The 10,475-nt window shown below is 69.8% G+C and carries 10 protein-coding genes and 6 pseudogenes; 7 read left to right on the top strand and 9 right to left on the bottom strand.

Features of this window, described 5'->3' with window-relative positions; translation table 11 throughout:
* Together ACF1GV_RS42380 and ACF1GV_RS42375 are read left to right on the top strand one after the other, a co-directional pair.
* Nucleotides 1–444 (top strand): annotated as a pseudogene (locus tag ACF1GV_RS42380) (carboxyvinyl-carboxyphosphonate phosphorylmutase); the annotation flags it as partial.
* On the top strand, nt 441–689 hold the full coding sequence (locus ACF1GV_RS42375; RefSeq protein ID WP_391692486.1) for a hypothetical protein: 249 nt from the start codon (nt 441–443) through the stop codon (nt 687–689). The pseudogene ACF1GV_RS42380 and the gene ACF1GV_RS42375, both read left to right, overlap by 4 nt.
* Before the next feature lie 123 nt (nt 690–812).
* Here the strand turns inward: ACF1GV_RS42375 and ACF1GV_RS42370 are convergent.
* The 5 genes and pseudogenes from ACF1GV_RS42370 to ACF1GV_RS42350 form a co-directional block, all read right to left on the bottom strand.
* Nucleotides 813–965: pseudogene (locus ACF1GV_RS42370) on the bottom strand (substrate-binding domain-containing protein); the annotation flags it as partial.
* 7 nt (nt 966–972) lie between these two features.
* Nucleotides 973–1,287, bottom strand: a pseudogene (locus tag ACF1GV_RS42365) (transposase); the annotation flags it as partial.
* Nucleotides 1,263–1,610: a TniQ family protein gene (locus ACF1GV_RS42360; protein ID WP_391692481.1), complete on the bottom strand. Its 348-nt coding sequence runs from the start codon at nt 1,608–1,610 to the stop codon at nt 1,263–1,265. The pseudogene ACF1GV_RS42365 and the gene ACF1GV_RS42360, both read right to left, overlap by 25 nt.
* Nucleotides 1,607–2,671, bottom strand: coding sequence for a TniB family NTP-binding protein (locus ACF1GV_RS42355; protein WP_391692479.1), 1,065 nt, complete (start codon nt 2,669–2,671; stop codon nt 1,607–1,609). Before ACF1GV_RS42355 ends, ACF1GV_RS42360 begins: the two co-directional genes overlap by 4 nt.
* A gap of 619 nt (nt 2,672–3,290) precedes the next feature.
* Nucleotides 3,291–3,854, bottom strand: a complete 564-nt coding sequence (locus ACF1GV_RS42350; RefSeq protein ID WP_391692477.1) for a DUF4232 domain-containing protein — start codon at nt 3,852–3,854, stop codon at nt 3,291–3,293.
* A gap of 598 nt (nt 3,855–4,452) precedes the next feature.
* Between ACF1GV_RS42350 and ACF1GV_RS42345 the strand changes: the two genes are divergently transcribed.
* Complete coding sequence (locus ACF1GV_RS42345; protein ID WP_391692475.1) at nt 4,453–4,824, top strand: SH3 domain-containing protein; 372 nt, start codon at nt 4,453–4,455, stop codon at nt 4,822–4,824.
* A 93-nt stretch (nt 4,825–4,917) separates the two neighbouring features.
* Here ACF1GV_RS42345 and ACF1GV_RS42340 read toward each other — a convergent pair whose 3' ends face one another.
* A complete protein-coding gene (locus tag ACF1GV_RS42340; RefSeq protein ID WP_391692473.1) occupies nt 4,918–5,265 on the bottom strand; it encodes a hypothetical protein in 348 nt (115 codons plus the stop codon).
* A 652-nt stretch (nt 5,266–5,917) separates the two neighbouring features.
* Nucleotides 5,918–6,073: pseudogene (locus ACF1GV_RS42335) on the bottom strand (phage holin family protein); the annotation flags it as partial.
* 165 nt (nt 6,074–6,238) lie between these two features.
* Here ACF1GV_RS42335 and ACF1GV_RS42330 point away from each other — a divergent pair.
* A complete protein-coding gene (locus ACF1GV_RS42330) occupies nt 6,239–6,403 on the top strand; it encodes a hypothetical protein (RefSeq protein ID WP_391692471.1) in 165 nt (54 codons plus the stop codon).
* A gap of 304 nt (nt 6,404–6,707) precedes the next feature.
* On the opposite strand, the gene ACF1GV_RS42325 is transcribed toward ACF1GV_RS42330, so the two are convergent.
* Nucleotides 6,708–7,100, bottom strand: coding sequence for a hypothetical protein (locus ACF1GV_RS42325; protein ID WP_391692469.1), 393 nt, complete (start codon nt 7,098–7,100; stop codon nt 6,708–6,710).
* A gap of 578 nt (nt 7,101–7,678) precedes the next feature.
* On the opposite strand from ACF1GV_RS42325, the pseudogene ACF1GV_RS42320 reads away from it, so the two are divergent.
* Nucleotides 7,679–8,329: pseudogene (locus ACF1GV_RS42320) on the top strand (IS701 family transposase); the annotation flags it as partial.
* A gap of 164 nt (nt 8,330–8,493) precedes the next feature.
* On the opposite strand, the gene ACF1GV_RS42315 reads toward ACF1GV_RS42320, so the two are convergent.
* Nucleotides 8,494–9,213 (bottom strand): TetR/AcrR family transcriptional regulator C-terminal domain-containing protein, encoded by a 720-nt coding sequence (locus tag ACF1GV_RS42315; protein ID WP_391692467.1) that lies wholly within the window; start codon nt 9,211–9,213, stop codon nt 8,494–8,496.
* Nucleotides 9,214–9,336: 123 nt separating this feature from the next.
* On the opposite strand from ACF1GV_RS42315, the gene ACF1GV_RS42310 reads away from it, so the two are divergent.
* Together ACF1GV_RS42310 and ACF1GV_RS42305 are read left to right on the top strand one after the other, a co-directional pair.
* Nucleotides 9,337–10,086: a DUF4386 domain-containing protein gene (locus tag ACF1GV_RS42310; protein ID WP_391692465.1), complete on the top strand. Its 750-nt coding sequence runs from the start codon at nt 9,337–9,339 to the stop codon at nt 10,084–10,086.
* A 243-nt stretch (nt 10,087–10,329) separates the two neighbouring features.
* Nucleotides 10,330–10,475 (top strand): annotated as a pseudogene (locus ACF1GV_RS42305) (MarR family transcriptional regulator); the annotation flags it as partial.

Raw genomic sequence — 10,475 nt, 5'->3', positions numbered from 1 at the left:
CGCGCCGAGCGGCTCGCCGCCACCGACGCCGACGTGGTCCTCGTCGACGGGGTGCGCAGCGTGGAGTGGATCCGCCGCATCCGCGAGGTGGTCGGGGGCAAGCCGCTGCTGTTCAACCAGATCGCCGGCGGCAAGTCGCCGAGGATGTCGCTCAGTGAGCTGTCCGGCCTCGGCGTCGACGTCGCCATCTACTCCACGCCGTGTCTGTTCGCCGCGCACGAGGCGATGGACTCCGCGCTCGCCGGACTCAAGGAGGCGGACGGCCGGCTGCCCGAGGTCGACGCCGCGAACGGCGTCGGCGTGAAGGCGGCCACCCGGCTGCTGGAACGCAACATCGCCCGCCTGCGCACGACACCCACGGCCGAGCAGACGGTCGCCGAGGCGGAGGCCGCCGTCGAGCAGGCCGCCGCAGCGCAGGCCGAGTCCGAGGGCGTCCCGGCGTGAGCGGCACCCGCCCCGCCGCCGCGCGGCTGCGCACGGCGGCCGCCCTCACGGCGGCCCTGCTGGGCGCCGCCACGGCCCCCGCGGCGGCGGACGGCAGCCTGATCACCGTGATCGACAACTCCCGGTCGGACTCGGTCCTGGAGGTGGACCGCACCGCCAACCTCCGGACCGGCAGCGGCACCGCCGGCAGCGACCACGACGGCAGCGCCGTGGACCTGATGAACGCGCTGGTCGGCGCGGGCTGAGGGGGCGCCCGAAAGGGGCAAGGACGGCCGGGTACCCGCGCGGTGCCCGGCCGTTCGCGTGGCGGCGTCGGTGGTGCCGTCCTCGGGCGGTGGCGTCGCTCGTGCGTCCTCCGGCGGCGGCGTTCACGCCCCCTTCGGTGGCGCCGTGCTGGCTCGTTCCACCAGTCGGGTCGACAGCTCCGTGCGCGTGTGTTCCGGGCGGTCCCCGTCCATCATGCGCACCAGCAGCCGCAGTGCCGTCGCCGCCATCTCCGCCAGCGGCTGACGCACCGTCGAAGGCAGGCGGGCGGCCGCCTGATCGGCCTCGCTTCTTGCGCTTGGCGACCTGGTCGGAGGGTTGAGGGATCACCGCGCGGATCCCGCGCCGGCGGAGATGGGTCCGGATCGCGCGTGACGAGTAGGCCTTGTCGGCCAGGACCATCTCCGGGGTGGTCCTGGGCCGGCCGATCCGCCGCGGCACCCGCAGGCGGGCCATGACCTCCGGGAAGGCGGGTGCATCGCCTGCCTGGCCGGGGGTGAGTACGAAGGCGAGCGGCCGAGAGCGGCTGTCCGCGGCCAGGTGGATCTTCGTGGTCAGCCCACCGCAGGAGCGTCCGAGGGCATGGTCGTCCGGCTCGTCGGCCGGGGCCCCTTGTGACGGGCGCCGGCAGCGGGGCGTCTCTGTCGTGCCAGGTCGACCACCAGTGCTCGTTCGAGCATGTTTTGCCGACGCCCGGTGACGGCTGCGAGCCGGTCGGCTCTGGGGCGCTTCCCCTGGCCGTAGTCCGGTGGTCCGACAAGGTATCCGCGTAGGTAGCTAGGCTTGAGGTGGTTTGCTCGGGCCAGGCGACGGACGTAGGAGTCGGTGGTCTCCCCGGCCTTGGGACGGGGCCGGACCGGCAGTAGGCGGGGGCGGTCACCGGCGTCGGTGCGGGAGGTCATGAGGCGGGCTTGATCTTGCGGGTCTGGGTGGCGCGGTCGAGTTTGACGCGTTCCAGGGACTGGCGGGTGATCTTCTCGGTGCCGTCCAGGATGGCGTCGACAGCGGCACCGCGGATGAGATGGGAGAGGGTGCCGATCATGCCGCCAGTGCGTTGGTGGAGGTAGTTGGCCAGCTTTTCCAGGGTTTTGGGCTGGTGATGGTGCAGTCGCAGGGCCTCTTCGAAGGTACTGACCAGACCGGTCCACTCCTGAGTGCGGGGAAAGGGGGCGGTGTCGATGACCGTGAAGCGTCCGGCGATCTGCCGGCCCCGGGTGCCGTTGAACATCCCGTTCGCCTCCAACTCCACCCCGGCATAGACGAAGGTGGCCGGGATCCGCTCGGAGAAGTACTTCAGGGTGTCGGAGACCTCAGCCCCGTTCCTGGTCGTGAGCGAGAGGTTGTGCAACTCGTCGACACACACGACGCTCACTCTCGCGTCGATGAGGACACCGCAGACAGCTTCGATGACGTCGGTGATGTTGGCGCGGGTGGTAACGGGCAGGCCGAGAAAGCGGGCGAACTCGACGGCCAGCATGCGCAAAGTTGCGGCGGGCGGGACGGTGACGTAGACGACCGGGATCCGATCGACGCCAGGGTGCTGGCGCCGGTCGATGACCTCGATGGTCTTGCCGAACTGTGTGAGCGCGGTGGTCTTTCCCGTCCCGGCCGCGCCGGACAGGATCAGGCCCCGGCGGGCGCTGATCGCGTGCCGGTTGAGCAGGGTCAGGCGCCGGCCGGCGTGGACCGCGGCGCGCAAGGTGGAGGTCGCGGCCACGGTCAGGCGTGTGTGGTAGTCGAGCCGGCCATCGTCGTAGTCAAGCCGTCCGTCGTCGTCCAGGCCAGCGAGTTGGTTCGCGGTCAGGAGGTCTGGCGGGGCTGGGTCCTGGGTGGTGAACTCTCGCCAGCCCTCCAGGGTGGTGAGGTAGCGGTGCAGGTCCTCGCGGTCCAGAGCGCGTCGCGATCCATGCTGACGGCCTGGGTCCGCGTCCTGGCTGGGGGTGGGTCCGGTTGCGGTCACCACCGCTTGTCCGCCTCCTTGAAGGGGTCGAAGACGCCGAGCGGGATGACCTTCGCGATCGGCTCGCCATCTGTGCCGTCCATGGCCTCGTCACCGTCGAGAGGCCTGTCGCTCTCGGCGGCTGGCGGCGCCTCTGGCCTGGGCGGACGAGGTCCGGGACTCGCGGAGGCAGCTCGGGCCCGGGCGACGACGCGCCGGTCGCGCTTGGACGCCTGCGCGGCCGGGGCGCCGCCCTGGCCGGTCGGTCCCTGGTTGGCTCTGACCAGCAGTTCGGCGACCGCCTGGGCGGTCTCCTCCTCGGTGGGCGTCGGGTTGCCCTTGCGCCGCAGGTCGGCTGCCGCGTGGTCCCATGCCAGGTCACCGAAGGGTTGCGGGACGCCATGGACCGCGATCCACGAGAGCCAGCATGGATGTCCCGTGCCACTGGATCTTGACCGTTTGCCATCGGACTTTGACGGACGCGAGTTTGTGTCATCGGAGTTTGATCACCGCAGGTCAGCGACTCAGCGCACCGAAGGTGCGCTGAGTCGCTGACCTGCACTTATGTGCAGTTCCTCGTAAACGTGTAGGTCAGAGCCTTGCGATCGTCATGCAGGCTGCTCGATTTGTGGGGGCCGGGGGGTCAGGAAGGCTTGACCGCCGAGACCGGGGTGACGGTCACCTTGTTGTCGCACTCGGCCCACACCCCGTCGTTCAGGGCGGCCTGGTGCTTCCCGGAGTGCGGCAGCCCGATGACCATCGTCGGATACGTCACCGGGTCCTTGCCCGACACGCAGTAGCCGTCGGCCTCCCCCTGGACCTGGACGAAGGTCAGCTTCACCCACGCCTTGCCGTGCGGCCGGACCGTCACGGTGGCCGCCCTGCCGGTGGGGGTGACCTTGAGCGGGGTGTTGTGGGCGGGGGAGCCGTTGCCGGCGCCCGCGACCGTCGGATGGCCCTTCAGGACGCACGTCCTCCGGGAGACGTTGGTGAACTGCACGACCGCCGCCCCGGTCCCGGTCCCGACGGGCCGGTGGACGGCCTGCCAAGCGCTGACCTGGAGGGCGGAGGCCGGGCAGGCGGGCGGCGGGGTGGAGGTGCTCGCCGCCATGGCGGTGCCGGGCAGGATGCCGGTCACCGCCGCCGCGGCGGCCGTGATCGCCGTCGTCGCCAGAGCCGCCCTGCGAATGCCGTTGCCGTGACGCATGCTGTCGTCCCCCTGAGTTGTCTCGTCCGCGGGTTTCGGTCGTCGGTTGTTGCCCCGCGGTACGCGTGGTCGTGGTACGTGAGTGCAGACAGGGCGGGAGAGCGCCAGGGTTTCGTGCGGCGACTACTTGTGACGGAACGGTGACGACAGGCTGCACCCGTGCAGATGGCCGTCAGGGCAGACAGAAGCACCTCCAGCGCACCACGCGTTTTACCACGTCCCCGGCGCGCACCGAAGGTGCGCTGAGTGGCTGACCTGCGGTGATCAAACTCCGATGACACAAACTCGCGTCCGTCAAAGTCCAACGGACCCACCTCGGCTACGAGTTCAGCGATCACATCAGCTGACAGGCCAGTGATCCTCCGGCCGCTGATGATCGCTGCACGAGACGCGTTCCCCACCACACGACCGTGATCGACGATCGAGAACTCGATGCCCCACCGCCTACCATGCACGAGCTCGTTTGGCTCGGGGGCCGTGGAGAAGCGTCAGCAGGGGTAGAAAGTTGACACACCCTGGGTAAGTTCAATTGACTTTGGCCACGTTCCTCACGCAAACCCATTCCGGGGAACGTCGAGATACCGAACGGGGAATTCTCATGAAGTTCCGCGCTCCTGCGCGTCTGGCCGTCTCCGCTGCGCTGGCTCTGTCCGCGGCCGCCGGTATGACGGCGGCGACCGCCCCGGCCGCCTCGGCCGCCAGCGCCACGGTCGGCGCCAGTGCCTGCACCGAGAAGATCAAGCTCGACACCACCGTCAACGCCGCGGTCAGGTTCCACACCGGGCCGGGGACCTCGTACACGGCGACGGGTCAGCTCAACAAGGGCACAGGCGTCTACTGGTCCTGCAACAAGGGCTCGGCAGGCAGCTCGAAGTCCTGGGGTTATGTGAAGGTGTACACGGGCGCGCACAAGGGCCAGTGGGGCTGGGTGTCCCGTCCGTACATCGACACGCCGATGCAGACGGACTGACCAGCCATCCCTCAGCTGGACCTTGCGTCACAGAACTGAATGTGCGTCACCGCCGGGCGGCCCCCGACCAGGGCCGCCCGGCGGTGTTTGGTCTCAGATGCTGCTCCAGCAGGGTGTTTTGCTGGGCGACCGCAGCCGTGGGGCGGGTGAGCAGCGCACGGTGATGTGGCCGCGGTCGAGCCGGACGTCGTGCAGCTCGGCGTCCAAGCTGTCGGCATCGGTTGCGGTGAGCAGCGAGGCCGGAGGGGCAAGGCCGATGAACGCGCCCGCAGAGCCCGTCGGGCTGGCGCGGGTCCGTTCTCGCCGGGATCGGGCGGCGCGACGTGGCAGGCTCACCGCGACGATGTGCCAGGACGGTCCAGCCTCCGTGCGCGGGGCATGCAGTTCGGCACCCACCAGCGTCGTGAAGCCCGGCGATCGCAGCGACCGATTGTCCGTCACGGGAAAGCCGTACTCGGCACGGAAGTGATCCGTGACCGCCAGGAAGTGGCATCCTGTGTCCCGGTAATGACGCGCGGTCTCCTCTGCGGACGGCGCTCCGTCGGACCGGTCGGAACGGGTGTGCCGGCTGGTGGCGCGGCGGGACCAGGAGAAGGACCACAGCTCATGACCCAAGCAAGCGATCCGCGCCACCTTCTGATGCGTGCCCGCGGCACCACATCACCCCTGTTCACCGCGGACGCCGGTGCCTACACGGACCCGGCCGACTTTGTCCAGGAGATCCCGCTGGACGATCCCCGGTTGAACCTGCCGGGCGACCTTACCGAACGGCTGAGCCGATGGAACCGGGCGCGCCCGGACGGCGGGTTCACCGACCGGCCGGCCCTGCGCCGCTACGTCGCGCAGGGGCTGGCGGCTGCCCAGGATCTGGCCCGGCATCTCGGCCCCGACTGGGTGCTGCGCCATGGGACGAGCAACACGCTCACGCGAAGTTCGTGTGCTGGGGATGCCAGCGGCTGCACTGGACCGCCGACGCACACGGCATGCCCGCGCACCCACGGCACATCGTGGCCGAGGGCGAGTACAGGTGGTTCCCGTTGCGCTCCGAAGGCGCGAGACCAGCTCCACCGAACAGCCCGCCGCCCTTGCCCTACCGCTTGCCTTTTTCCTTCATCTCAGCCTGCGCCAGGTGCAGTTCGCCGCGCACCAGATCGGTCAGCTGCTGCGAAGCCCGCTGTGTCAGCTCCGCCACCGGCTCGCCGCCTGAGGCGTGCCGGTCGGGACCGGTCTGGGATGGCGTACTCGCCACGACGATCACCTCCCGTCTTGTCGTGTCCTCTGGACCCGGTCGATGCCGCGACACCGCCCGGGTCGCCCGCGAGTACCCACGACAAGCCGGTTCAGGACGCGACCACTGCAGCGACGGCAGGGGCCCGATGAAAAGGTCGACCGGTTCCCATGACCATGGGTTCGCGTGGGAGCCGTCATCTTCCGCAGGTGGTCATCGCGCGAAGCGTCCTCGATCACCGCGCCCGATGTCGAGGTCTGTATCGACGGGCTCGGCCTGCCCCGCGTCCGGCTGGTCGCCGCAGCGATGCAGCGCCGGTACGCCGCCCGGCCAGCGCCGGCGGCCCGGTAGATCCGCCCGACAAGCCCCAGAGGGGATCGCGTCCTGCGAGGGCGCCTGGCGGGCCGTCCAGGAGGGTGATGCGGACGGTGATGCGTTCCGCCGCCCAGCAGCGGCGACCTTACGGCCTTGCCACCCGCCGCCCACGGCCATCGCTGCCGCCGCGCCGCACCACAGCTTCGAGCTCTCCACGGGGTACGAGCGCGGCATCGAAGCAGCGGAGGCGGTATGCCATGTCTCCAGCTTTCCACTCGCCTTGCGGGCAGCGTCGACACCGCTCCGCGGCCGGCACCCCAGACCCGGCCTCAGGGCCCGGTTAGCCCACCTTGACCCAGTTCTTGCAGCACTGGGTTTTGAAGAGTTCGTCGGTCGGCAGGATGGTCACGACGGCCGATCCGGTGGGGTCGTCGTTGGCGATGATGGAGGTGAATTCTCCCTTGGCGTCTTTGTCGCGTTCCCAGTAGCAGGTCGGCAGTGCGCTGTCGGCAGGGCCGTCGGTGCGGTAGGTGCCTGGCGCGATGTCAATACCGACGCGGTACTCCCCATCGCCGCTGACCGTGGTGGCGGTCGTCGCCGGCCGGGTGGCGTTTGCTGCCGAGTTGCTGGTGGTCGTGCTGGCACATGCGGGCGGAGGTGTGGCCGACTGGGCGGGCGTGGGCTTCTTGCCGCCGCCGGAGGTGGCCACGCTGATGATGACGATGAGGATCATGAGGCCTGCAAGGATGCCCAGACAGCCCAGGCCCCACCTTCGCCGGGAAGTCGTCTTTACGCCGGTTTGTGCGGTACCTGGCTTCCTTCCGTTCATTTGGCGCCTCCGCATGTAATGGCAAACAGCCTCAAACAGGGGCATATCTCAGCTTGCAAGCGTGACAAGACACGGCCAGCCGTAACCCTGATGGGCGGCCATGAGTCACCTGCTGCATTCTGAGTGGCCGCAGCCCGGGCTTGCGCCGCAGGTGGGCTCACAGCGCCGCAGGGGCTCGCCTCGTGGCGGGCTACCGCGTGCGGCGGCCAGGCACGGGCGCTGCAGCGACGCCGCGCCGAGCCCAGGCCCCCGGGCTGAAGCGGTGCGCGTTCACCCGGAGGCCGGGCGGAAGGATCCGGTGCGCAGGTCTTCGACGAAGGCCGCCACGGTCTGGCGGAAGCGGCGGCGCTGTTCTGGCGAGGCGCTCCAGGTCGGTGGTGTAAGCGGGGGAGAGTCTCGTAGGCCGGCATGCAGGGCGTGGCGTCTTAGTACTGCAACGGTGCTTGCCGTGACTGACGACCAGGTCGGTCGTTGGTGTGGTTATGGGTGGGGAGCTTGCTGATGTCAGGTTGTGGGCGGGTGAACTGGACGCTGTGCATGAGCGGTTCGTGCACCGTTTCAGCAGGTCGGAGCCGCGGGAGTCGGCGCTGGCCTGTATGCGGGGATTGATCGCTCCGCTGCAGCGCAAGAACGGCTGGACCTTGGCGGAGGAGGCCGGTCACGCAGGCCCGGACCGTATCCACCGGATGCTGAACCGGATCGACTGGGACGCCGATGAGGTCCTCGATGACGTGCGCCGGTATGTCGTCGACAACCTGGGTGACCCAGGCGCCGTCCTGATCGTGGACGACACCGGCTGCCTGAAGAAAGGAGTGCGGTCGGCGGGCGTGCAACGGCAGTACTCCGGTACCGCCGGGCGGACCGAGAACTGCCAGATCGGCGTTTTCCTCGCCTATGCGGCTCCTGGCGGCCGGACGCTGATCGACCGGCGCCTGTATCTGCCCACCTTCTGGACCGACGACCGGGAACGATGCCGCCGGGCCGGCATCGACGACACAGTCGTCTTCGAAACGAAGGTGGCCATGGCCAAGGCGATGGTCCGGCGGGCCATCGCCGACCGCATCCCCTTCTGGGTGACCGCGGACGCCGCTTACGGCTTCAGCAAGAGCTGGCGGTCCGAGTTGGAGCAAGCACATTCGGCACTGGTCGGCCTGGCGCCGACGACGACAACACCAGGCCCGCACCAGCCACTACAAACGACGCGGACACAGCCCCTGACCTGGCCATCAGTCACGAGAAGCACCGTTGCAGTACTAGGCGGCCTACCGCGGCCGGGACGCCGGCGGCCACCCGCAAGCTACCCGGCGGTGCGGGTGCCCGGCCTGCGCTCGGCGGAGTTCCAGCCCTGCCGGTGGAGCCGTTCGAAGCCGTCCAGGAGGACGTCCAAGGCGAACTCGAACTCGAACTGGTCGTCGCAGCCACCGCCCACGGCCGACTGCCCGTCGTGGGACCCGGCCGTGGCGACCTCGATGATGTGGGGGTACCGCACGGCCAGCTGGCCGAACATTGCCGCCCGCGCCTCCGGGTCGGCCGGTGGCGGCGGCGTGGGGAACACCTCCTGGGTGAACCCCCATATGCGGCTCCCGAGGGCGTGCATGACGTGGTGGGTGAGGTCGACGGAGAAGCCGCCGGCCCGGAACGTTCCCATCAGCGAGTCCATGTACTCCAGCACGACGGGCGGGGCATGCGTGCGCGACTCGATCACCTGGGATGCCCAGCGGTGGCGCAGCAGCGCCTGCCGGGCCGAGAGGATCCTCTGCCGGATCGCGCTCTTCCAGTCCGCGCCCGGCGCCGGCGGGTCGACCTCGCCGACGATGACCTCGACCATGCCGTCGAGCAGCTCCTCCTTGTTCGCCACGTGCTTGTAGAGCGCCATGGGCACCACTCCCAGCCGTTCGGCCAGGTTGCGCATGCTCAGCGCCTCGATGCCGAGGCCGTCGGCGAGAGCCACCGCGGCGTGCAGTACCCGGTCCCGGTTCAACGGCACGCGGCGAGGGGCCGTGGCCGACTCGCTCATGCCGCCCACCGCCGAGGTCCCAGAAGTCCCTGCTTCTTGCCGCTTGACATGTGTACAGCGTACACCTAGCGTCCGGAGCAGTCAGGTGTACGCCGTACGCCTCTGGTTCACGAGGGGTCCCTCATGACTTCCGCCCGAAGGGCCGCCGTGGTCGGCGGCCTCCTCTACCTCGTCACCCACGTCACCTCCGTCGCCGCGCTCGTTCTGTACGAGCCGGTGCTCAAGCACACCGACTACGTCGTCGGTCCGGGGCCCGACACCGGGGTGCTGGTAGGAGCGCTTCTCGAGGTGATCCTGGCGCTCACCGTCGTCGGGACGGCGGTCGCGCTGTTTCCCGTCGTCAAGCGGCACAACGAGGGCGCCGCGCTGGGTTATGTGGGCCTGCGCACTCTCGAAGCCGGGGTCATCGCCGTCGGCGTCGTCCCCCTTCTCGCGCTCGTCACGCTGCGGCACGACCTGGCCGGAACGGCCGGCTCTGACGCGACCACGCTCGCAAGCGCCCTCGTAGCCTTCCACAACTGGACGTTCATGATCGGCCCCAGCTTCGTCTGCGGAACCAACACGGTGCTGCTTGCCTACCCGCTGTACCGCTCCGGCCTGGTGCCCCGGTTCATACCCGTGCTGGGGCTGACCGGCGGCCCGCTGGTCTTCGCCTCGGGCGCCGCTCAGATGTTCGGCGTCTACGAACAGTTCTCGGCGTGGGCGGCCCTCGCCGCCGTCCCGGTGTTCGCCTGGGAGATCTGCCTCGCTCTGTACCTGATCCTCAAGGGCTTCCGGCCCTCGGTCGCGGCCGGGCCCACCGCGGTGCCGTCCGGAGCCAGCGCCCATCCCGCGCCTTCGGAGACGGCCGCCGTCCGGTCGGCCAGTCGTTGAAGGACGCCCAGGAGATGGCCGGCCTCCCGCCCGGGAGGTGGTTGGGGCGCGGCCTGGACGCGCTCGGGCTCATCGAGGGCGCGGAGGTGTCCGGGCGGCAGATGAAGCTCGTCTGGGTGGATCCGCACGTGGACGCCGTACTCGACGCCGTCGACGTCGCCGCGGTCGTCTCCACCGTGCGCGGCAAGTTCGCCCGCCGCCACGTCCTGGCCGAAGCCCGCCGGTACCTGCCCGGAGAAAGAAGTGGGACACGAGATCGCGGACGCGCTGGGCGTCCTGCTGCGGCGCACCACGCGCACGCAGCTGCACAGGAAGCTGACCGAAGGCATGGGCGAGGCGGTGGACGAGCTGACCTACCCCGTGCTCAGCGCACTCGCCCGGACCGGGCC

Source organism: Streptomyces sp. NPDC014006 (assembly GCF_043088925.1).
GTDB lineage: Bacteria > Actinomycetota > Actinomycetes > Streptomycetales > Streptomycetaceae > Streptomyces.
Note: the sequence above shows the minus strand (reverse complement) of the source record. Positions and strands in the feature narration are given on the sequence as shown.

Coding starts and splice junctions, on each gene's coding strand:
- ACF1GV_RS42360 (WP_391692481.1), bottom strand. CDS start 1,610: ATGACCTCCCGCACCGACGCCGGTGACCGCCCCCGCCTACTGCCGGTC.
- ACF1GV_RS42350 (WP_391692477.1), bottom strand. CDS start 3,854: ATGCGTCACGGCAACGGCATTCGCAGGGCGGCTCTGGCGACGACGGCG.
- ACF1GV_RS42345 (WP_391692475.1), top strand. CDS start 4,453: ATGAAGTTCCGCGCTCCTGCGCGTCTGGCCGTCTCCGCTGCGCTGGCT.
- ACF1GV_RS42325 (WP_391692469.1), bottom strand. CDS start 7,100: ATGATCCTCATCGTCATCATCAGCGTGGCCACCTCCGGCGGCGGCAAG.
- ACF1GV_RS42315 (WP_391692467.1), bottom strand. CDS start 9,213: ATGAGCGAGTCGGCCACGGCCCCTCGCCGCGTGCCGTTGAACCGGGAC.
- ACF1GV_RS42310 (WP_391692465.1), top strand. CDS start 9,337: ATGACTTCCGCCCGAAGGGCCGCCGTGGTCGGCGGCCTCCTCTACCTC.